This window comes from Streptomyces sp. NPDC044106, from assembly GCF_056433985.1.
Genome location: NZ_JBWKFZ010000014.1, coordinates 153,288 through 175,266, shown reverse-complemented (window position 1 = coordinate 175,266; position 21,979 = coordinate 153,288). Strand labels below are relative to the sequence as shown.

Genomic DNA, 21,979 nt, shown 5'->3' with positions numbered 1-21,979 from the left:
CGGGTCACGAGCGGGACAGGAGGGTCTCGATGCCCGCGATCATCAGATCGAGGGCGATCGTGAAGTCCCTCTCCCACATCTCCTCGACCGTGTCACCGTCCCGCGCCGCCATCAGCTCGTCCGCGCTCTCCAGCAGCTCGTGCCCCGCGAGCTCGTCGCGCACGGCCCCGACCGCCTCGCGGTAGTACGCCTCCTGCGACATCCCCGCCTCCGCGCACCGCGCGATGAAATGGCCCTCGATCGTCCCGAAGCCGTACACGAACTGGAAGACCGCCGAGATCGCGCCGTTCTGCATGTACGCCGGAAGCCCGGTGTCACGCACCGCGTTCTGGATGGCCAGGGCGAACGCCAGCCAGTTCGGGCCCAGATTGAGGTATCTGCCGACCAGCGGCGAGATCCACGGATGGCGGATCAGCACCGCCCGGTACTCCTCCGCCAGCGCGCGGAGCCGCTCGCGCCAGGCCTGCGGCCCCGCCTGTGTGCCGGGTTCCGTGGCGGGTTCCGTGGCGGGCAGCCGCATCTCGCCGCACACCGCGTCCAGGGCGAGTTCGAGCAGGTCGTCCTTGGTGTCCACGTACCAGTAGACGGACATCGCCGTGACGTTCAGCTCCCCGGCGAGCCTGCGCATGGAGAACTTGTCGAGCCCCTCCGCGTCCAGGAGCCGGACCGTGGCCGCGGTGATGCGCTCCACGTCGAGGCCGCTCGGCTGGTCGCCCTTGCGGCCGCCGCCGCGAGGGGCCCTGGTCCGCAGCCAGACGCTCGTCCGCGCCGTGTGCTTCGTGCGGCCGGCTGCCTTCGCCATGGCGCACCTTCCTCGTTGGTCCTCAAGCCCGGAGCGGTCGCCTCCGGCTGGGGCGGCGTGGGAGGCCGGACGGCCCGGAACCGGGCGGTCCGGCCTCCCCCTGATGCTATGCCGCTGTCTTACCCACGGATCCTGCCCTCTCCGCCCTGCGCAGCAACACGGCCGCGAGGACGCCTCCGGCGAACACCGCCGCCGCGCCCACCAGCTGGCTCGTCTCCAGACCCGAGGAGAACGCGTCGGCGATCCGTTCGCGCTCGCCCGCCGACTTCGCCGCCGCCATGGCCGCCGGGAACGACGCGGCGGAGACCGCGACCAGCATGGCGAAACGGGAGTTGAGGACCGCGCCGAGCACGGCCACGCCGAGGCCGTTGCCGAACTCCGCGAGCGTGCCGTTGACGCCCGCGCCCACGCCCGCCTTCTCCGGCGGGATGGCGCTCATGATGGCGTTGGCCATGGCGGGCATGGCGAGCGCGATGCCCGCGCCCATGACGATCAGGCCGAACAGCAGGCCGTTGTAGTTGTCGCCGCCGAGCACCGCTATGGCCGCGAGGCCCGCGGCGAGCAGGCTCATGCCGGACATGATCGTGACGGGCGTGCCCATCCTGGCGTGCAGCTTCGCGCCGACACCGGCAAGGTTCAGGGCCACGATGGTCACCGCGAGCGGCGCCGTGCGCAGCCCCGCCTCCAACGGCTCGTAGCCGAGCACGAACTGGAGGTGCTGGGTGAGGAGGAAGAGCGAGCCGCCCATCCCGAAGGAGACCAGGATCGCGCCCGCCACCGCGCCGACGAAGCGCTGGTTCCGGAAGAAGTGCATGTCCAGCATCGGATACGGGATGCGCAGCTCCCAGAGCGCGAACGCGCAGAGCACGAGGATTCCGACGGCGGCGGAGACCAGTACCTGCGCCGACGTCCAGCCGTGTCCGGGCCCGGAGATGATCGCGTAGACCACCGTGGCCATGCCGATCGTCGAGAGCAGCGCGCCGAGCAGGTCGGGGCGGTCGCCATGGGGATTCCTGGACTCCGGGACCAACTTGACGACCGCGGCGAGACCGATCAGCGCCACGGGGATGTTGATCAGGAAGATCGAACCCCACCAGAAGTGGTCGAGCATGAAGCCACCGAGCAGCGGGCCCGCCGCGAACCCGAGGGAGTTGATGGTGGCCCAGAGACCGATCGCCTTCACGCGCTCCGCGTCGTCGAAGATCTGCACGACGACCGCGAGCGTGGTGGTCATGAGCAGCGCGCCGCCGATGCCCATGCCCGCGCGGGCGGCGATCAGCTGCCCGGAGCTCTGCGCGAGTCCCGCCGCGAGCGAGCCGATGCCGAAGAGGGCGAGCCCCGCCGCGAGCATCTTCTTGCGGCCGTAGCGGTCGGCGGCGCTGCCCGCGGTGAGCAGCAGACCCGACTGGACCAGCGAGTACGCGTTGATCATCCACTGGATGTCCGAGGTCGACGCGTCCAGCTCCCGGGTGAGGGAGGGGATCGCGACGCTGAGGACGGTGTTGTCGAGCAGCACGGTGAGCTGGGCCAGGCAGATGACGCCGAGGATCAGCCAGCGCTGCGGGTGCCGCTGTTCGGCGGCGGTCGGGGTCTCGGGGGTCGTCGCCGTCATGCGGGCCTCCCTCTCCGGTTCTACGGGATCTCAGTTCTACGGTGTACGAGGTGCGGGTGCGTCGTACACCGTAGAACAACTCCCTGTACGGCGTACAGGGATTTTCGGAGAGGGGAGATCAGTGGTTCCCGAAGGGGGAGATCGGCGTTTCCCGGAGAGGGGAGGTCGAGGGCCGCGTCGCTACGAGCTTGCTGCTTCGAGTCGCTTCACACGGAGACGGGAACGGCGGGCTTGATCAGGTACCCCGCTCCTCGCCGCGTGTGGATCATCGGCTCGCGTCCGGCGTCGATCTTCCTGCGCAGGTACGAGATGTAGAGCTCGACGACGTTGGCCTGGCCGCCGAAGTCGTAGTTCCAGACCCGGTCGAGTATCTGCGCCTTGCTGAGCACGCGCCGCGGATTGCGCATGAGGTAGCGGAGCAGCTCGAACTCGGTGGCGGTGAGGTGGATGGAGTCCCCGCCCCGCGTCACCTCGTGGCTGTCCTCGTCCAGCGTCAGATCGCCCACCACCAGGGTGGCCTCGCCGCGCTTGTCCGCGGCGCCCGCGCGCCGGATGAGCCCGCGCAGCCGCGCCACGACCTCCTCCAGGCCGAACGGCTTGGTGACGTAGTCGTCGCCGCCTGCCGTGAGCCCGGCGATACGGTCCTCCACCGCGTCCTTCGCGGTCAGGAACAGCACGGGTACGTCGGGCATCTCGCGGCGCAGCCTGCCGAGTACGGCGAGGCCGTCCATGTCGGGCAGCATCATGTCGAGCACCACGACGTCGGGCCGGAACTCACGGGCCGCCCGCACCGCGCCCGCGCCGTCACCGGCGCTGCGGATCTGCCAGCCCTCGTAACGCAGCGCCATGGACAGCAGATCGGTGAGCGACACCTCGTCGTCCACGACGAGCACACGGACGGGTCCCCCGTCCGGCCTGAGCGGTTCGGTAAGCGCCTGAGGCGAGGTCATGGTCATGCGCCACAGGCTGTGGCACGCCTCTGAGAGCACTCTTGCGCAAGCCTGTGAATTCCCTGAGAAAAATCGCCCTCGGCCGATCGCGGAGACCAGGGCGGCGTTCGTTCCCGTACAGAACCGCACGTCCATCCCTTTCCGCCACCCCGCACACAACGGCCGCGCGGCGAGGCAGGCTTGGCCACCCGGCCGACATCCCCGCGCTCGTACCCCGGGCTCCGACCCACCGCCCTCAGAAGAGCCCGTCCTGCTCAACACCTCCGCCCGCGCCCCCACTTCCTCCCCGGTCCTCGCCCCCGCCCCCGCCCTCCACCGCGTACACCGGCACAGTGACGCCCGCCTCCGCGTCCGCCGCCACCAGTTCCCACCCCACGAGCAACCGCGTGTCGACCACCAGCACGCCCCCGCCCGCGACCTCCATATGGAGGTCGGGCCCGGCCGCGGCGATCAGCCGCCCCGCGACCACCCCGCCATCGATCAACTCCCGCACCACTTCATCGACCGCCCCAGCGACTGCCCCGACGACCGTCCCAGCCGCCGCTCCACCGCCCGCGCCCAGCCCGAACGCCCCCGAGTGATCGACCGCCTCGAACGCCACCCGCTCCAGCGTCTCCGCCCACCCGTCGAGCCCCACGGCCCGCCGGTACAGCTCGTCCAGCTCCCGCGCCCGGTCCGCCCACGCGGGCAGCGCCCCCCGCACCTCCCGCTTGCGCGCATACGGCACCCGGTCCGGCACCCCGAGGGCCGCCCGCAACAGTTCCTCGGTGCGCCGGGCCGCCATCAACGGCCCCCGGCCGAGCCAGCAGAACGCCACCGCCCCCTGCTCCAGAAGCCGTGCGCCGCCCCGCTCCTCGGCCGTGATCCCAACCTTGACCAGCCCCGGCCCGAACCACGCCAGATACACCCGGTACGTACGCGGGTCGTCGGGCACGCCGTCCGCCGCCACCGAGAACGCCCGGTCAAGGCGTGCGCACTCCGGACAGCGCGCCTGCGTGGCCCTGCCCGGCACGACGGCCCGCAGGGGACACGGATTCCCCCGCGCCCCCACGCACCGCCGCTCACCGACGGCCCGGAACCCGATGCCCGTCCCGTACGCGAGGGCGCTGCCCCGGCCGCCCTCCCACCGCAGCACGGGCCGCCCCCCGGGCCACCCGAGCCCCGCACAACGCCACTCCACGCCGGCAACTCCTTACTGGTTCTCCCGGAGCCGGACGACAACGCAAAAGGCCCCCGGATCATCTCCGGGGGCCTTTTGTCTGATGTGCACTCGGCAGGATTCGAACCTGCAACCTTCTGATCCGTAGTCAGATGCTCTATCCGTTAAGCTACGAGTGCTTGTTTCTTCTTTTGTTTCCGTCTCCGCTTCCCGGCCCTTCGGCCCGTTCGCGGCGACAGGAAGAACATTACATGACTGCCGCCGCCATGTGAAATCCGTTAGGCGGACCCCTTGTGACCTGCGGAAACGCCCTCCGGGGCGACATGCGTTCGCACACCTCCCCCTGACGCGCCGAAGCCCCGGTCCAGTGGACCGGGGCTTCGGATCAAGCTGCGGAGGCGGAGGGATTTGAACCCTCGATGGGCTTGAAGGCCCAAACCGCATTAGCAGTGCGGCGCCATAGACCGGACTAGGCGACGCCTCCAGCTTGCACACCTGCGCGAGCGCGGGGGGTGCGTGCAGATGATGACACAGCCGGGCGGCTCGTCACCAATCGTGGCCTCCACGGTACTAGTCCCACACCCCGCGGGGCAAAGCGTTAAGCGGCACCGCAACGAAGCGCGCCGCCCGGCGTTAGAGCGGTAGAGCGGCAGTCCCACGCGCGCCACGAGTCCGGGCCGAGAGCCCGCTCCAGAGTGTGCGGGCCCGCCGCTCCCGGTCCGCCGTCCCCGTCCTCCGTGGAGCAAAGAAATGCTGCGTCGCCTCGTCCTCACCGCGGTCGCCTCCGCCGCCGCGCTGTCCGCCGTACCCGCCACCGCCCACGCCACCGCGCCCGTCCCGACTCCGGTCGACCGGCTCACCGTGACGGTCACCGACTCGGGCGGCGCGGGTGATGGAACGTACGTACTGAAGTGTCACCCGACAGGCGGCACCCATCCGCAGGCCGCCGAGGCGTGCGAGCGGCTCCACGAGGTCACGCGCTGGGGCAAGGACCCCTTCGCCCCCGTGCCGCGCGACGCGATGTGCACGATGCAGTACGGCGGACCCGCCACTGCGCACATCACGGGCACCTGGCAGGGCCGGCCCGTCGACGCCACGTACAAGCGCAGCGACGGCTGCGAGATCTCACGGTGGAACAACCTCGTGCCGGTGCTGCCCGCGACCTCCGCGTGACCAGGGGCCCGCGACCTCCGCGTGACCAGGGGCTACGGAAAACTCACATCTTCTGCGTGCGACCTCCCTCGCATCCGGCGTCGCGCGCGCAACCACTCCCCGTAGACTCCCTCCCGTGACACGCCACGGGCCGAGGGGCAAGATGGCCTGAGCGAGTCGGCAAGAAGCGGTAATCAGGGAGGAAGCGTCGTCGTGAGCAGCAGGCCATCCCGAGGCGCTGCTCGCCTCGCAGCCATACTCGACGCACTGCCGGACGCGCTGGTCCTGGTCAACGCCAACGGCACGGTCGTCAACGCCAACGCCATCGCGCTGGAGGCGTTCGAAACGCCCGGGACCGCGCTCGTCGGGCGCGGTCTGCTCGATCTGCTGCCGGAGTTCGACTCCCGGCTCATCCCCGGCTCCATGCGGCGCCCGGACACCATCGACGAGCGCGGGCGCACCAAGCCGACGCGGATGACCGCACGGCGCACGGACGGCACCGAGTTCCCCGTCGAGGTCACCAGCTCCCCGCTGGAGGACGGCAGGACCGCGTACGACGCCCATGGGTACACCGGCGACGAACTGCTCATGCTGGTCGTCAGGGACCTTTCGGGCACGGTGGACACCGAGGCCGAACTCGCGCGCTCCCAGCGGCAGACCGAGATGATCCTGCGGGCCGCGGCCGAGGGCGTCGTCGGCACGGACACCGACGGACGGGTCGTCCTCGTCAACCCGGCGGCCGCCCAGATACTGGGGTTCCGGGCCAGTGACCTCGGCGGGCAGGAACTGCACCCGCTGGTCCTGCACTCGCGCGCCGACGGCGAGCCCTTCCCGTACGAGGAGTCCCCACTCGCCGACACGCTGCGCTCGGGCCGCAAACACCGGGTGCGCGGACAGGTCCTGTGGTCCAAGAGCGGCGCCAAGGTGCCGGTGGACCTGACGACGTCGCCGGTGCGCGACGGGGACCAACTGGTCGGCGCGGTGATGACGTTCACCGACCGCAGGCCCTACGACGAGCTGAACGAGAAGTACGAGGCCGCGCTCGCCCGGCACGAGGACGAGATCCGCGCCGCCGCCGAGCGGCGCGCCGCCGAGATCGAGGCCGCCGAGGAGCAGCGGGCCGAGGAACTCGCCGCCGAGCAGGAGCGGTACGCGGCGCTCGCCGAGCGCGAGAAGGACCGCTTCGAGGAACTCGCCGAACGCGAGAAGGGGCGGTACGACACCCTGGCCGCGCGGCACGAGCAGCTGCTCGCCGTCCTCGGCTCCTCGCTGCGCGGGCCCCTGGACGAGCTGCGCCGCGAACTGGCCGCGCTCGCCTCGGACGACGCGGGCCAGCTGTGGCCCGAGGCCAACCAGGTCCTGCACCACCTGTCGGCCGGGTACGCCCGGATGACCACCCTCGTCGACAACGTCCTCGGCTTCCAGCGGCTCGACGCGGGCGACGAACAGCTTTCCCGTACGACGGTCATGCTCGACGCGGTCGTCGCCGCCGGTGTGGAGGGCGCGGTCGAACTGATCGGCCCCGGCCGCGCGCAGTTCGCGGTGCACGCGCCGCCGATAGAGCTCACGGTCGACCCGGAACGCCTCGCCACGGCGCTCGCCCACCTCGTCGCGGACGTCGCGGGCATCGACGCGACCGGCAACACGCGCGCGGGTGCTGGTTCCGGTGCCGGTGTCGCCGGGGTCGCCGCGGCGGGTGGCTACGTCGACTCCACCATCGTCGTGGCCGCGGCCCAGCGCGGCGAGGTGGTCCGCATCGAGGTGCGGGGGCCTTACGCCGGGGGCGACCCGGTCCACGAGCCGATCGTGCGGGGCATCGTGCGGGCGCACGGCGGCGTGCTCCAGACGCACGAGGTGCCGGGCATGAGCGGCAGTGCGTACGTCCTCGAAGTACCGATGGGATCGGGCTCTTCGGAGAGCGGTGGTTCCGGGGGCGGCGCTACGGGTGTGGTGAGTGGGGGGCAGGCAGGCGAATCTTCGGCCGCTGTGGGCTCTTCGAGTTCTTCGAGTTCTTCGGAGAGGACGATTTCGGCGGGGGCCGTCCCCGGGGCGGGTGCTTTTCCCGGTAGTTCGGTGATGGTGCCCGAGCAGGCCATGGGCGGTTCCGGTGGTGGCGGGCGTCGGCGGGCTCGGCGTTCCTCGGTGGACTCCTTCCTGGAGAGTGCTATTCCGGGAGCCTCTGAGGGTTCTTCGGTTGGTACGGAGGGTGGCGCGGTGGCGTCGCCGACCGGCACGGGCACCGGCACCGGCACCGGCACGGGCACGGGCACGGGGCGACGCAGGGGGCGGCGCGCGGCGGAGGCGGCCTCTTCGGAGACGCTCGGTTCCGGTTCGGTGACCGCTGATCCGGAGAGCGGTACCGGTGTGGGGGCGGACGCTTCGGAGACGTTCGGTGGCGTGTCCGGCGTGTCCGGCGCTTCCGGCGGTACGGGGCGGCGGCGAGGTCGTCCGAGCGCCGCGGAGGGCGCCGTGATGACGGCGGCCGAACACGCGGCCGGATCTGCCGCGTTGGGCGAGACGGTGCCACCGCAGGGCGTGCCCGTCGCCGATGCCGAAGGGGCGACCGGACGTCGGGCCCGTCGGATCGGCGAACAGCACGCGCTGCCCGCGCTGGCTTCGGGTTCTTCCGAGGCGTCCGGCGCCTCCACGGGCGCCGAGCTTGCCGCCGTCGAGGCCGGGGCCGGGCACGGCGACGCCGCCACGCGGCCCACGGGACGGCGGGCGCGCCGTGCGCTGGCCGCCGCCAAGGAGCGTGCCGCCGCGGAAGAGGCGAACAGCGGACGCGTCTTCGCGCTGCCGCCCGCCACGGCCGACCGCACGCCGGGCCAGGACGTCGCGGGGTACGCCCCCGCCGGTCATGCCGCTGGCCAGGAGTACGCGGCCGCGCAGGAGATCACCGGGCAGCACGCCGCGGCCGCGGGCCGAGGCGGCGACGATCACACACCGCCGCAGCCCCATCCGACGCAGGCGCCGACGGGCCACCGTTCGCGCCGAGGACCGGCCCAGGCGCCGCGGGCCGCGCAGGCCCCACAGGTTCCTCAAGCCCCGCAGTCCCCGCAGGCCCCGCAGGCCCCGTACACCCCGGAGGCCGGTCCGCAGGCGTCTGCGCCCGGTCGGGGCCGTCGGCCCCAGGACCAGACCGCGCCGCAGCCCCAGCGGAGTGGCGGTGGCGCCGCGCCCGGCCCGCTGCCCGCACCGCAGCCGTGGCCCGACGGCACGACTCCGCCCGGCGGCGTACCCGCTCAGGGCACCCCGCACGGGGCGGGCACCCCGGCGCACGGCACCCCTCACGCGGCGGGAACCCCCGCGCACGGCACCCCCCCGCACGGTACGCAGGCGCGAGCGGCACAGCCGCTGCCCGCCGAGGCTCCTGCCGGGGACCCCAACTCGACCCAGGGACGCTCGATCAGCGTGCGCACCCTCGGGCAGGGCGTGCCGTTCGGCCAGCAGGTGCCCGCCGAGCAGCAGCGCGGCCCGCAGGGCGGCACGTCCGTACCGGGTCAGGGCCATGGCCAGCAGCCGCCGAGGAACGCCCGGATCCCCCAGGCACCACAGCCTCCACAGCCCCCGTTGCCGCCCCAGGCCCCGGCGCCCGGCCAGGCGGCCACCGCGGCGGGTCCGATGCCGGTACCGCAGACCGCGCCGCCCGCCGGCGCACCTTCCCCCCACGCGCCGTCGGCCGCGCCCAAGGGCCGCCCGGAAGCGGGCCGGCCACAAAGTCCTGGCCAAAGCCAAAGTCCTGGCCAAGGCCAAGGCCAAGGTCATGGCCAAGGTCATGGCCAAGGGCAGGCTCAGCCGCAGGTCGGCGCCGCGCAGTCGAACACGCTCGGCGGTTCCGGACGCCGACGCCGCCTCGGCACGCCCCCCGACCCCGCGACCGACGAGCGCCCCGAGGCCTCGGCCCGCCCGCACCCGCACCCCCAGCCGCCCACCTCGGCACACCCCCAGTCCCGTATCCCGTCCGCCACCGAGGGCGCCGGACGTTCGTACGCGATCGGTGCCCCCGACGAGGACGCGGACGAGGGCCCGGAGCCGCTGGACGGTCCCGGCGGTGCCGTCGAGATCGCGAACCGGCCCCAGCCCCAGCCGATGGACGACGAGTTGCCGCCCGAGCCGCTGGACAACCCGCGCCGTCTCCTGGTGTGGCCCGCGCCCGACGTCACCACGCAGCAGGCCCTGAGCGACCGCGGCTACCGCCCGGTGATCGTGCACTCGCGGGAGGAGGTCGACGCGCAGATCGCGGCGTTCCCCGCGGCGCTCTTCGTCGACCCGCTGACCGGGCCGATCACGCGTACGGCGTTGCAGTCGCTGCGTCAGGCCGCCGTGGCCGCCGAAGTGCCCGTGCTCGTGACGGCGGGCCTCGGGCAGGCGACGCGCGAGGCGGCGTACGGCGCCGATCCCGCCGTACTCCTGAAGGCGCTCGCGCCGCGCGACAGCGAGCAGCACCCTCCGCGGGTCCTGCTCATCGAGGAGCACGAGGAGATCGCGCTCGCCCTGACCGCCACGCTGGAGCGGCGCGGCATGCAGGTCGCGCGGGCCGAGAGCGACGCGGACGCGGTGACGCTCGCGGCGCAGATGCGGCCGAACCTCGTGGTGATGGACCTGCTCCAGGTGCGTCGCCGCAGGGCCGGAATCGTCGACTGGCTGCGCGCGAACGGGCAGTTGAACCGCACTCCGCTGGTCGTCTACACGGCGGCCGTCGACAAGACGGACCTGCCGAAGCTCGCGGCGGGCGAGACCGTGCTGTTCCTGGCGGAGCGCTCCACCAGCACTGAGGTGCAGAGCCGGATCGTGGACCTGCTGGCGAAGATCGGCACGAACTAGCGGTACGGCGGCCGTCTGGCTCCAGGAGCCTGTGTGACACGGGCTCACACGGGCTCACACGGGCTCTAAGCAGTTATGCGCCGCACCGCCGCCTTGATCGAGGCGCGCAGCCGCTCGCGGTCGGTGTCCTCGTCGCCGACGAGGATGCGCCGCATCTGCGGCACGGCCGTGGACCAGCCGGCCAGCGCGACCACCATGAAGAGCAGGTGGGACGCGGGGATCTCGTCGCCGATGACGCCCCGGGCCTGAGCGTCGGCCAGCACGGCGACCTTGCGGTCGTAGTGGTCGCGGCGCTCCGGCTCGTCGGGGAGCTCGTCCGTGTCGTACTCGATGCCCTCCCAGAAGAGCAGGCGCAGCAGCTCGGGGTGGGCGGCGTGGTAGTCCATCAGCCGGTCCATCCAGCCGTCCATGTCGTCCGCGTCGACGGGGTTGGCGACGGCCATCTCCAGCATCCGCGCCTCCAGGACCTGCGTGAACAGCTCCGCCTTGTTGCCGAAGTAGGCGTAGATGAGCTGCTTGTTCGCCTTCGCCTGACTCGCGATGCGGTCGATGCGGGCGCCCGCGATGCCGTACCGGGCGAACTCGGCGACCGCCGCATCGAAGATCCGCGCCTTGGTGGCCTCGGGGTCTCTCACTGCCATGCGCACAGGGTAGGCGAACCCGTTCGGGTAACCAACTGTTTGGTTGCTTGACAGACCGACCGCGGCAGGCGCAGACTTTTTCCAACCAACCAGTTGGTTGCCAGCACTCGACTGGCGTCCCGCCCATTCGTCACGGCAACCGGCTACGAGCTACCGGCTGCCGACTACCGGCCTGCGGCTACGCGAAGGAGTCCAGCTCCCTCATGCCTTCAGCACCCACCTCACCGCCCTCAACCACCGCACATGAAGCACCTGTACGTGAGGCACCCACTCACCAAACAACTGCACACGAAGCACCCGCTCAAGAAGCACCCCCCACCTCCGTACCTCAAGGCGTCTTCCTCGTCCTCATAGCCGTCTGCACCGCGGTGACGGCCGCCAACATCTACATCGCCGCGCCGCTGCTCCCCCTGATCGCCCGCGACTTCGGGTCCACCCCGTCGGCCGTCGCGTGGGTCGCCTCGGTGGCCCAGTTCGGTTACGCGGCGGGGCTGCTGTTCTTCGCCCCGCTCGGAGACCGGGTGAACCGCCGCGGGCTCGTCGCGGTGCTCTCCGTCGTCGCGGCGGTGGCGCTCGCCCTGGGCGCGACCACCTCGGGGGCCACCGCGCTCGCCGCCACCGTCCTGGTGGCCTCCGCGGCCACGGTCGTGCCGCAGTTGCTCGTGCCGCTGGTCGCCGAGCGGGCACCCGCGCACCGGCGGGCCAGCCATGTCGCGGCGGTCATAGCCGGTCTCTTCGCCGGAATCGTCGCGGCCCGCGTGCTCGGCGGCCTCGTCGGCCAGGCCTTCGGCTGGCGCTACGTCTTCGTGGGCGCCGCCGTCCTCACCGCACTGCTCGGCCTGGCCTCCGCCGCCGTGCTGCCCGCCGAGCGGCGCCGTAGGACGGGACCGCTCTTCGCCGGTCTCGCCCAACTCCCCGGTGTGGTGCGCGGCTCCGCCGAGCTGCGGGGCGCCTGCGTCCGCCAGGCCGGGATGTACGGGGCGTGGAGCGCGCTGTGGACCTCCCTGGCCGTGCTGCTCACCGAGAGCGGCGACGGTGGGTACGGCATGACGACCGCCACCGCGGGCCTCTTCGGGCTCTTCGGTCTCGCGGCCGCCGTCGTGGCGCCGCTCGCGGGCGGGCTCGTCGACCGCTTCGGCGCGGCCAAGGTCGTCGCGTACGCGTATGCCACGGCGGCGGTCTCCGTGCCGCTCTTCTGGCTGGGCGGCGGCGCCCTCTGGGCTCTCTGCGCGGGGGCGGTCGCCCTTCACGTGGCGCTGGTCGCCAACCACATCGCCAACCAGACGTTGGCGCTGACGACCACCTCCACACCGGCGGTGGCCAACACCGCCTATGTGGTGGCCGGCTTCGCGGGCGGCGCGCTGGCCTCCGCCCTCGCGGGCACCGCGTTCACGCAGTGGGGCTGGACGGGTGTGTGCGCGGTCGCCGCCCTCTGGCTCGCACTCGGCTGGGTGTCGACCGCGATACCGGCCCGGCGCGGTGGCAGGAAGCCCGTCGGCACCGCCGGGACGGCGTGACGACCACCCTCAGCCGACTCCCGACCGCCAACGCCCGGCCCCGCCCCCGCGCCCGTCCCGCTCCGACCCTGGTCGCGTCAGAGCCGCGTGACGTCCAGTTCGCCCGCCGCGTACTGCCGGCGCAGGACCTTCTTGTCGAACTTGCCGACGCTGGTCTTCGGTACCGCGGTGACGATCGCCCAGCGTTCGGGTAGCTGCCACTTGGCGATGCTGCCCGCGAGGAAGTCACGGAGGGAGGTGTAGTCGGCGGTCGCGTTCTCCTTCAGCACGACTGTGGCGAGCGGTCGTTCGCCCCACTTGTCGTCGGGCACGGCCACGACCGCGGCCTCGGCGACGTCAGGGTGGGACATCAGGGCGTTCTCCAGCTCGACCGACGAGATCCACTCGCCGCCCGATTTGATGACGTCCTTGGCCCGGTCGGTGAGGGTGAGGAAGCCGTCCGCGGTGATCACGCCGACGTCACCGGTCTTCAGCCAGCCGTCCTCGCTGAACTTGTCCCCGGGCCTGAGGGCTTCACCGCCCGCGCCGCCGTAGTAGGCGCCCGCGATCCAGGGGCCGCGCACCTCCAGCTCACCGGCCGACTCACCGTCCCACGGCAGGTGTTCGCCATCGGGTCCGACCAGGCGGGCCTCGACCCCGGCGGGGAAGCGGCCCTGCGTGAGCCGGTAGTTGAACTCCTCTTCGGTGCCGACGGCGTGGGCCGGGGGGCGGGCCACCGTGCCGAGCGGGGACGTCTCCGTCATGCCCCAGGCGTGGCAGACCTGCATTCCGAGCCGGTCGAAGGCCTCCATCAGGGACGGCGGGCAGGCCGAGCCGCCGATGGTGACCTGGCCGAGCGAGCTGACGTCGCGCGGCTTCGCGGTGAGTTCGGCGAGCAGGCCCTGCCAGATGGTGGGGACGGCGGCCGCGTGCGTGGGCCGCTCCGCCTCGATCATCTCGGCGAGCGGGGCGGGCTGCAGGAAACGGTCCGGCATCAGCATGTTCACGCCGGTCATGAGGGTCGCGTGCGGCAGGCCCCAGGCGTTGACGTGAAACTGCGGGACGACGACCAGCGACGTGTCCGCGTCCGTGAGGCCCATCGACTGCGCCATGTTGACCTGCATGGAGTGCAGGTAGATCGACCGGTGGGAGTAGACGACACCCTTGGGGTCACCGGTGGTGCCGGAGGTGTAGCACATGGACGCCGCGGCCCGCTCGTCCAGCTCGGGCCAGTCGTAGGCGGTGGGCTTGCCCGCGATCAGTTCCTCGTACTCGTGCACCTGAACGTCGGCACCCGCCAGCAGGGAACGGTCGCCGGGGCCCGAGACCACCAGGTGCTCGACGCTCGTCAGCCGCGGCAGGAGAGGTGCGAGCAGGCCGAGGAGGGAGCCGTTGACGATGATGACGCGGTCGGCGGCGTGATTGACGATCCACGTCAGCTGGTCCGCGGGCAACCGCAGATTGAGGGTGTGCAGGATGGCGCCCATACAGGGCACGGCGAAGTAGGCCTCGACGTGCTCGGCGTTGTTCCACATGAAAGTGGCAACTCGCTCGTCGTCCGTGACGCCGAGGTCCTCACGCAGGGCGTGGGCGAGCTGGGCCGTGCGTTCACCGAGCTCGCGGTAGCTGCGGCGCTGCGGTGTGCCCTCGCCGGTCCAGGTCGTGACCTGCGATGCCCCGTGCACGGTCATGCCGTGCCGGAGGATGCGGGTGACGGTCAGCGGTACGTCCTGCATCGTGCTCAGCACGGCGTCCTCCTGGGGCGACATTGCCTACGCGGCAGTAAGGGCTGCGCTGATTCTGCGCGCATACCGCTTGGTATGTCACTACTCCAGAGGATGATCGATCATCGGCCGCACCCTTGACGGCCCCTGAACGCCCCGCTCAGCGGACCGGCGTCAGCTCCGGGTCCTCGCGCAGCTTGCCGAGCGCACGGGAGACCGCGCTCTTGACGGTGCCGATGGACACCCCGAGCACCTCGGCGGTCTGGGCCTCACTGAGATCCTCGTAATACCTGAGGACGACCATCGCCCGCTGCCGCGCCGGCAGCTTCATGATCGCGCGCCACATCGCGTCCCGGAGCACCTGCTGCTCCGCCGGATCCCCGACCGGCGTCACATCGGGCTCCGGCAGCTCGTCGCACGCGAACTCATCGATCTTCCGCTTGCGCCACTGCGACGTGCGCGTGTTCAGCAGGGCCCGGCGGACGTACCCGTCGAGCGCACGGTGGTCCTCGATCCGGTCCCACGCGACATACGTCTTGGTGAGCGCGGTCTGCAGCAGGTCCTCGGCATCGCTCGGATTCGCCGTGAGCGAGCGGGCAGTGCGCAGCAGTACGGGCTGGCGGGCCCGTACATAAGACGCGAACGACGGGTACGCGGAGGGCCCGGTGGCCCTCATCGGCCCCGGGCGCCGCGTCGCGGCCTTCGATGCGCTGGTGCACACGGACACCATGGATGCGGTCATGGCTCCACGCTAGAAGCGCCCCCTACTTCTGCGGATCGGCCGCAGGTCCCGAAGCGGTGTCCGCCTCAGGTTGTACGAGTGGGGTTGGCTCCACCTCCTACAGGTGGAGGAGACGGAGCACCCCTCTGAGGGTTCACCCCCGAGAACCGCCCGGCGCACCTCGCCCCCGGACGGCGGTCGGCCTACCGAATGCGTGCCACGGGGGCGTGCACCTCATTGCGGTCGATCCACAGCGTGCGCCCGCCGTGCCGCTCCTTCACGTTCCCCGCGTACTGGTGGATGCGCCGGGCCGGCTGCCAGGCGTTGCGGGCGAGAACGGGCTCGCCGGCCAGGTTCGGCCTGGTGTGCCAGCGCGCGAACCACATGACGCCCGGCAGGTCCCGAACGCCCGCCCGCCGTGCCTGCTCCATGTGCCGCACACCGGCGTCGGCGCTGCTGTAGAACCCGGGGATGTAGCCGTGCTTGCGGACCTCGCGGCTCCAGGACCTGACGAAGGAGAGCGTGGTGTAGGCGCAGCTCTTGTTGCGGTAGTCGTACGCCTCCATGTCGAGGTAGAGCGGGCTCTGCTGCCGGAGCCCGAAGGCCTTCGCCACGCGTACCGCCTCGTGCCCCTCCTGGCTCCCCTGACCCCAGGGGTTCCGTCCGATGCGTACGTGCTTCTTGTTCTTCGCGACCACACACGGCGACTGCGATCCGACGTACACCGGAAGGACCCGCCAGCCCATCCCCTTCATCGCGCGCATCCAGGCGTGGTTCAGGTTCGGTTGGTTCTTGCAGGCCCGGCCGTGGCCCGCGTAGTAGACGCCGACCGCGCCGTAGCTGGACTTGCGCCAGCGCCGCATCGTGTCGGTGGACGGGGTGATACAGGTGTCGAAGGCCCGGCCGTGGAAGGTCGACACCTTGGCGGGCGCCTGCGCACCGGGCCGGGCGGTACCGGCGGCGGCGTCAGGTGGCGACGCCGACAGGTCCGCCGTCAGGGCGGTCAGGACGAGGACAAGTCCAATGATCAGCTTTCTGAGACGCATAGGGCGAGTGAACGGGCCCGAGCGCGCGACAAGCCCGGGACACGCGGCACGTTCAGCCGTCCGCCCCCAGAATCAACCCCGATGTGGGAACACCCGTGCCCGCCGTGACCAAGGTGCGCGCGATTTCGGGTATCTGGTTCACGGAGGTGCCGCGCACCTGCCGGACGGCCTCCGCTATGCCGTTCATGCCGTGCAGGTACGCCTCGCCCAGCTGGCCCCCGTGCGTGTTCAGGGGGAGCCGCTCCTCGGCGACGAAGCCCGCGGCCTCCCCAGGAGGGCAGAATCCGAACTCCTCAAGCTGCATCAGCACGAACGGCGTGAAGTGGTCGTAGAGGATCCCGACGTCGATGTCGGCCGGGGCGAGGCCCGAGGTCCGCCACAGCTGCCGGGCCACCACATTCATCTCGGGCAGCCCGCTCAGGTCGTCGCGGTAGAAGCTGGTCATCTGCTCCTGCGCCCGCCCCGCGCCCTGAGCCGCCGCCACGATGACCGCCGGCGGGTGCGGGAGGTCGCGTGCCCGCTCCGCGCTCGTCACCACGATCGCCTGCCCGCCGTCGGTCTCCTGGCAGCAGTCCAGGAGCCGCAGCGGCTCCACGATCCAGCGCGACGCGGCGTGGTCCTCCAGCGTGATCGGCTTCCCGTGGAAGTACGCCGCGGGATTGGTGGCCGCGTACTTCCGGTCCATGACGGCGACGGGGCCGAAGGCGTCCGGCGTCAGCCCGTACGTGTGGAGGTAGCGCTGGGCCGCCATCGCCACCCAGGAGGCGGGGGTCAGCAGACCGAACGGCAGGGCCCAGCCGAGCGCGGCGCCCTCTGCGGACGGTTCGCGCTGCTGCACTCCGGAGCCGAACCTACGGCCCGAGCGTTCATTGAACGCGCGGTAGCAGACGACGACTTCGGCCACCCCTTCCGCCACCGCGAGCGCCGCCTGCTGAACGGTGGCGCAGGCTGCCCCGCCGCCGTAATGGACGCGGGAGAAGAAGGACAGCTCCCCGATACCGGCCGCCTGGGCGACGGTGATCTCCGGGTTGGTGTCCATGGTGAACGTGACCATGCCGTCGACGTCGGCAGGGGCGAGTCCGGCGTCGTCGAGCGCGGCGCCGACCGCCTCGACGGCCAGCTTGAGCTCGCTGCGCCCCGAGTCCTTGGAGAACTCGGTCGCCCCGATGCCGACGATCGCGGCCTTCCCGCCGAGGCTGTCGCGCGTACGGACACTCATGCGGCGCCTCCCTCGGGAACGGTCACCGTGACCGTGCCGGTGACGTGCTTGCCGATGGCGTTGGCCCCGACGACCCTGACAACGGCCGTCTCACCTCCGGGTGCGGGCTCGACCCGCTCGACGGTTCCCCTCAGGACCATCGTGTCTCCCGGATAGTTGGGCGCCCCGAGCCTGATGGCCACCTTGCGCAGGACGGCGGTCGGGCCGAAGTGGTCGGTGATGTACCGGCCGACCAGGCCGTTCGTGGTGAGTATGTTCATGAAGATGTCGGGGGAGCCCTTGGCCCTCGCCAGCTCCGCGTCGTGGTGCACGTCCTGGTAGTCGCGGGACGCGATGGCCCCGGCGACGATCAGCGTGCGAGTGATCGGAACCTCCAGCGGAGGCAGCTCTTCGCCCTGCGTCACACGGACTCCCCCTCGGCCACTGACTCCCCCTCGGCTATCGGCTCCGCCTGGGCCACTGACTCGCCCTCGGCTATCGGCTCACCCTCGGCAACCGACCGACTCTCCGCTATCAGCTCCCCCAACTCCTCCAGCACCTCGCTGCCGCAGCCCAGATACGCGTCCAGCTGTCGCCCCCACAGGAAGTGCCGGTGCACGGGGTGGCCCAGGTCGGCGCCCACGCCGCCGTGCAGGTGCTGGCCCGTGTGCACGACGCGGGTGCCCGCCTCCGACGCCCACCAGGCGGCGGTGAGCGCGTGCGTGTCGTAGGGAAGACCGGCGTCGTGGCGCCAGGCCGCCTCATAAGCGGTGACCCGTATCGCCTCGGTGTCCATGTAGGCATCGGCGGCCCGAAGTTGCACGCCCTGCTTGGCGGCCAGAGGGCGGCCGAACTGCTCCCGCGCGTTCGTGTGGGCCACCGCGCGGGCCAGCGAACCCGCACACACTCCGGCCTGCAGCCCGGCGAAAGCCGTACGCGCACTGGCCAGTACGTCTTCGTACGCCGAGGGGCCGCCGAGACGCTCCCCCGGAGCCCGGTCGAGGACGAGCCGCCCCGCCGCCCAGGGCGCGGTCAGCTCCACCGGCTCCACCCGCGCGTCGGCCACCCGCACCAGCCACAGACTCCGGTCGGCGACCGCCACCAGGACCTGCGTCGCATCCCGCAGCCAGGGCACCCATGACACCGTGCCGCTCAACACCCCGCCCCCGGCCGCCTCGACCCCGCCCCGGGCAGGAAAGGCACCCGTCACGACCACGCTCCCCTGCCGCAGTCCGGGCAGCAGCCGGTCCCGCTGCGCGGGCGTGCCGTGCGCGGCCACCGCGAGCAGGCCGTAGACACAGCTTGCCGCGAACGGCACCTGGGCCGTGGTCCGCCCCTGCTCCTCCAGGAGCAGCACGAGTCCGAGCAGCCCGATGTCCTCCACCGCGCCCGGCAGCCCCGCGGCGCACAGCGCCTTCCACAGCTCGGCGTCCGAACCGGTCCCGGCCGCCGCGAGCCGCTCCGGTGTGGCCAGATCGGTGAAGATCTCCCCGGCGAGGTCCCGCGCGGCCGCCTGCTCCTCCGTGGGCGTGAAGTCCATGTCAGCCTCCACTCCCCGCAGCGCCGCCCACGGCACGGAACATCGGCAGCTCCAGCTCGTCGTCGACGCGCCGGAATTCGAGCCGCACCGGTATCCCGATGCGCACCTTGTCGTACGGCACCCCGGTGACGTTGCTGATGATGCGCACGCCCTCCGCCAGTTCGACGAGCCCCACGGCGTAGGGCGGGTCGAAGGCCGGGAACGGGGGGTGGTGCATCACGACGTACGAATAGACCGTGCCCTCGCCGCTCGCCTCGACCGTGTCCCACTCGGGCGAACCGCAGACGTTGCAACCCGGCAGCCAGGGAAAGCGGAGCTCGCCGCAGCCGGCGCAGCGCTGGATCAGCAGGCGGTGGTCGGCGACGCCCGCCCAAAATCCGGCGTTGTCGCGATTGACGACGGGGCGGGGCCGGGGGCGCATGCCCTTCGGTGGCTGCTTCGACGGCTGCCCCGCCGACTCTGCCGATCCCGCCGCCCCCGCCGATCCCGTTCCCGTTCCCGTCGAACCCGTCGCCCCCGCCGGTGCGTACTTGAGGATGCGGAAGCGATGCGTTCCCGCGAGTTCGCCGCCTGCGCGGACGTCCATCCGGGTCGTGACGAAGTGGCCCGTCCCCAGTTTGGTCGTCTTGCGCTCCGAGACCGCTTCGATCATCGCGTCGAAGGTGATCTCGTCACCGGGCCGCAGCGCCCGTAGATACTCCTGCTCGCAGTCGGTGGCGACCACTGAGGTGTACCCCGCGTCGTCAAGGAGCGCGAACAGCTCGTCGTGGGCTCGGAAACGTCCGCCGTTCGCGGAGAGGCCGCCCATCGTCCAGGCCTGCAGCATGGTCGGCGGCGCCACCGGATCCGCGCCCGCATACGCGGCATTGGTGTCGCCCATCGCCTCGCACCAGTGCCTGATCATCGGCCGATTGACCCGGTCCTTGCCGCGCCCCTCCTCCTCCGCCGCCCTGCCCTCGAACGCCTTCAACTCCGCGTACGCGATGTCCTTCACCCTCGTCGCCATCGTCGCCGTCGCCGTCGCACTCACCCCTGCCACTCCCTTCACCCCCATCACCGCCGCCCCCTTCGCATGCCGAGCCGCATCGTCGCGACGATCTCCCGCTGCACCTCGCTCACCCCGCCCCCGAAGGTGTTGATCTGCGCCGCCCTGTTCATCCGCTCCAGCTCGCCGTCCCCGAACCGGCCCGGCGAACCGGCCCGGACGAGCCCCGCCTCCCCCGTGATCTCCTGACATATTCGGTACACCGCCACGGCCGATTCGGTTCCCATGAACTTCACGCCGCTCGCGTCGCCCGGCGCCGGACCACCCGCGCCCGCATCGCCCACATCACCCACCAGACGCCAGCTGAGCAGGCGCGTCGCCGCCAGGCGCGCATGCGTCTCGGCCAGCCGCGACCGCACCCACTGCGCGTCAATCCGGCGCTCGCCCGTCACCGGATCGGGCAAGCCCGCATGGTCCAGGGCGGCTGCGTAGAAGTCCTCCGCCTGCATGCCGAGCGCGGCGAGCGCCACCCGCTCGTGGTTGAGCTGGTTGGTGATGAGGCTCCACCCGCCGTTCTCCTCACCGACGAGGTTCGCGGCGGGGACCCGGATCCCGTCGTAGTACGTCGCCGTCGTCGTCAGCCCGCCCACCGTCTCGATGGGCGTCCAGGAGAAGCCGGGGTCGTCGGTCGGTACGAGCAGGAGCGAGATGCCCTGGTGCTTGGGGGCGTCGGGGTCGGTCCGGCAGGCCAGCCAGATCCAGTCGGCGTTCTGCGCGTTCGAGGTGAAGATCTTCTGGCCGTCGATCAGCCAGTCGCCACCGCCGTCACCAGTACTGCCATCGGAACTGCCATCGGAACTGCCATTGGGGCCAACCCGTACCGCCCTCGTCCGCAGCGACGCGAGATCCGTCCCGGCTGACGGCTCGCTGTAACCGATCGCGAAGACGAGGTCACCGCTGAGGATGCGCGGCAGGAAGGTGGCCTTCTGCTCCTCGGTCCCGTACTTCATCAGCGTCGGCCCGACGGTGTTCAGGGTGACCATCGACACCGGCGCGCCCGCGCGGTAGGCCTCGTCGAAGAAGACGAACTGCTCGTCGGCGCCGCGCCCTTGGCCCCCGTACTCAACCGGCCAGCCGAGCCCGAGCATGCCGTCGGCGCCGAGCCGGCGCAGCAGGCGGCGCTGGGCCTGCGCGTCGGTGCGGTCGGTCGGCCCCTCCGGCATCACGTCACAGAAGTAGGCGCGCAGTTCGGCGCGGAGTCGGCGCTGACGTTCGGTGGGGGCGAGGTGCACGGTGGCGGCCTCTCCATCTCGTACCGACAAGGGTTTCTGACTGTCCGTCAGATACCGTACCGGTGTCAAGAGATCGCCCGGGGCGGGCTCCCGAGCATCACCCCCTCCCTCTGCACCCGACAGCGCCCCACCCCGAACACGCCTGTGCGGCGGCGCCGAAGCACCGCCGCACAGGACGTCACACCCCACAGCGCACGCCCCCAGGAGTCGTCCCGAGCGACTCCGGAGGCCGACGGCTCACCAGAGGTTGGCGAAGTTGACCGCGACGTTCTCGTTCGACTGGTAGATCGGCGTGAAAGCGGAGCCGTTGGCCTGGGCGGTGTTGCTCTGGTTGGAGGCACCGCTGCCGACGGCCTGCTGCTGCGTCGTGGACGAGTTGCCGCTGTTGTTGTGGCCGACGCCGCTGCCGTTCACGGTCGCCACACCCGCGTTCGATCCGTTGTCCGCGAATGAGCCGTTGTCGGCCGTCGCGATGCCCGAGAAGAGCGCCGCAGCCAGCGGCACAGCGGCGGCGGCGGCGATGATGCGGGCGGTACGGATGCTTGCCATGTCTATTCCTCCAGAGCACGAGATACGCACCGGCCGAGAGCCGGCTGTACCGGAAGTAAGGCTTGTGCCATGGCGGTTGGCCTGCCGCCCTGGCGATCTGCACGACGTCGCGACTCCAGAGTTGCCCACCGAATCCCCGGCGAACCACCTTGGAAGTGCCGATTCCCCCGCAAGCGTGGTGACTTATTGATAAACATTCTTCGCGCCCCCGGAGCCCCGGTGCGGTTCGGCGCGGACTCTGTCCAACCGCAGCTCAGGCCAGGCGCCGCACGGGGCGAACCGTTCCGG

General features: G+C 71.6%; 17 protein-coding genes and 2 tRNA genes. 3 read left to right on the top strand and 16 right to left on the bottom strand.

Features of this window, described 5'->3' with window-relative positions; genetic code table 11:
• Positions 1 to 4 precede the first annotated feature (4 nt).
• From AC07DI_RS26075 to AC07DI_RS26050, 6 genes are all read right to left on the bottom strand, one after another.
• Positions 5 to 802: a TetR/AcrR family transcriptional regulator gene (locus tag AC07DI_RS26075; RefSeq protein ID WP_478906302.1), complete on the bottom strand. Its 798-nt coding sequence runs from the start codon at positions 800 to 802 to the stop codon at positions 5 to 7.
• Positions 803 to 908: 106 nt separating this feature from the next.
• Positions 909 to 2,414, bottom strand: a complete 1,506-nt coding sequence (locus AC07DI_RS26070; protein WP_478906301.1) for an MFS transporter — start codon at positions 2,412 to 2,414, stop codon at positions 909 to 911.
• Between the two features lie 206 nt (positions 2,415 to 2,620).
• Positions 2,621 to 3,370 carry a response regulator transcription factor gene (locus AC07DI_RS26065; protein WP_478906300.1) on the bottom strand — a complete coding sequence of 250 codons (750 nt, stop codon included), beginning with the start codon at positions 3,368 to 3,370 and terminating at the stop codon, positions 2,621 to 2,623.
• A 229-nt stretch (positions 3,371 to 3,599) separates the two neighbouring features.
• Positions 3,600 to 4,544, bottom strand: coding sequence for a DUF2797 domain-containing protein (locus tag AC07DI_RS26060; RefSeq protein ID WP_478906299.1), 945 nt, complete (start codon positions 4,542 to 4,544; stop codon positions 3,600 to 3,602).
• An 85-nt stretch (positions 4,545 to 4,629) separates the two neighbouring features.
• Positions 4,630 to 4,702: transfer RNA gene (locus AC07DI_RS26055), tRNA-Arg, on the bottom strand.
• Between the two features lie 214 nt (positions 4,703 to 4,916).
• Positions 4,917 to 5,007: transfer RNA gene (locus AC07DI_RS26050), tRNA-Ser, on the bottom strand.
• A gap of 266 nt (positions 5,008 to 5,273) precedes the next feature.
• On the opposite strand from AC07DI_RS26050, the gene AC07DI_RS26045 reads away from it, so the two are divergent.
• Together AC07DI_RS26045 and AC07DI_RS26040 are read left to right on the top strand one after the other, a co-directional pair.
• The gene (locus AC07DI_RS26045; protein ID WP_384254663.1) at positions 5,274 to 5,696 is read left to right on the top strand and encodes an SSI family serine proteinase inhibitor; all 423 of its coding nucleotides are present in this window, start codon (positions 5,274 to 5,276) and stop codon (positions 5,694 to 5,696) included.
• A gap of 192 nt (positions 5,697 to 5,888) precedes the next feature.
• Positions 5,889 to 10,499: a PAS domain-containing protein gene (locus AC07DI_RS26040; protein WP_478906298.1), complete on the top strand. Its 4,611-nt coding sequence runs from the start codon at positions 5,889 to 5,891 to the stop codon at positions 10,497 to 10,499.
• Positions 10,500 to 10,564: 65 nt separating this feature from the next.
• On the opposite strand, the gene AC07DI_RS26035 is transcribed toward AC07DI_RS26040, so the two are convergent.
• Complete coding sequence (locus AC07DI_RS26035) at positions 10,565 to 11,140, bottom strand: TetR/AcrR family transcriptional regulator (protein WP_478906297.1); 576 nt, start codon at positions 11,138 to 11,140, stop codon at positions 10,565 to 10,567.
• A gap of 203 nt (positions 11,141 to 11,343) precedes the next feature.
• Between AC07DI_RS26035 and AC07DI_RS26030 the strand changes: the two genes are divergently transcribed.
• The gene (locus AC07DI_RS26030) at positions 11,344 to 12,657 is read left to right on the top strand and encodes an MFS transporter (protein ID WP_478906296.1); all 1,314 of its coding nucleotides are present in this window, start codon (positions 11,344 to 11,346) and stop codon (positions 12,655 to 12,657) included.
• Between the two features lie 77 nt (positions 12,658 to 12,734).
• Here AC07DI_RS26030 and AC07DI_RS26025 read toward each other — a convergent pair whose 3' ends face one another.
• The 9 genes from AC07DI_RS26025 to AC07DI_RS25985 all read right to left on the bottom strand — a co-directional run bounded on the left by AC07DI_RS26025 (position 12,735) and on the right by AC07DI_RS25985 (position 21,691).
• The gene (locus tag AC07DI_RS26025) at positions 12,735 to 14,405 is read right to left on the bottom strand and encodes a long-chain fatty acid--CoA ligase (RefSeq protein WP_478906295.1); all 1,671 of its coding nucleotides are present in this window, start codon (positions 14,403 to 14,405) and stop codon (positions 12,735 to 12,737) included.
• A 115-nt stretch (positions 14,406 to 14,520) separates the two neighbouring features.
• Positions 14,521 to 15,102: a SigE family RNA polymerase sigma factor gene (locus AC07DI_RS26020; protein ID WP_384254651.1), complete on the bottom strand. Its 582-nt coding sequence runs from the start codon at positions 15,100 to 15,102 to the stop codon at positions 14,521 to 14,523.
• Between the two features lie 182 nt (positions 15,103 to 15,284).
• Positions 15,285 to 16,127, bottom strand: coding sequence for a DUF1906 domain-containing protein (locus AC07DI_RS26015; protein ID WP_384254648.1), 843 nt, complete (start codon positions 16,125 to 16,127; stop codon positions 15,285 to 15,287).
• Positions 16,128 to 16,179: 52 nt separating this feature from the next.
• Entirely contained in the window at positions 16,180 to 17,346 is a 1,167-nt protein-coding gene (locus AC07DI_RS26010) for a lipid-transfer protein (protein ID WP_478906294.1), read from the bottom strand.
• Positions 17,343 to 17,750 (bottom strand): MaoC family dehydratase, encoded by a 408-nt coding sequence (locus AC07DI_RS26005; protein WP_478906293.1) that lies wholly within the window; start codon positions 17,748 to 17,750, stop codon positions 17,343 to 17,345. Before AC07DI_RS26005 ends, AC07DI_RS26010 begins: the two co-directional genes overlap by 4 nt.
• Positions 17,747 to 18,865, bottom strand: a complete 1,119-nt coding sequence (locus AC07DI_RS26000) for an acyl-CoA dehydrogenase family protein (protein ID WP_478906292.1) — start codon at positions 18,863 to 18,865, stop codon at positions 17,747 to 17,749. The genes AC07DI_RS26005 and AC07DI_RS26000 overlap by 4 nt, the downstream gene beginning before the upstream one ends.
• Position 18,866: 1 nt before the next feature.
• Complete coding sequence (locus tag AC07DI_RS25995; protein WP_478906387.1) at positions 18,867 to 19,871, bottom strand: bifunctional MaoC family dehydratase N-terminal/OB-fold nucleic acid binding domain-containing protein; 1,005 nt, start codon at positions 19,869 to 19,871, stop codon at positions 18,867 to 18,869.
• 47 nt (positions 19,872 to 19,918) lie between these two features.
• Positions 19,919 to 21,142, bottom strand: coding sequence for an acyl-CoA dehydrogenase family protein (locus tag AC07DI_RS25990; protein WP_478906291.1), 1,224 nt, complete (start codon positions 21,140 to 21,142; stop codon positions 19,919 to 19,921).
• Positions 21,143 to 21,379: 237 nt separating this feature from the next.
• Complete coding sequence (locus AC07DI_RS25985; RefSeq protein WP_384254636.1) at positions 21,380 to 21,691, bottom strand: hypothetical protein; 312 nt, start codon at positions 21,689 to 21,691, stop codon at positions 21,380 to 21,382.
• Positions 21,692 to 21,979 lie beyond the last annotated feature (288 nt).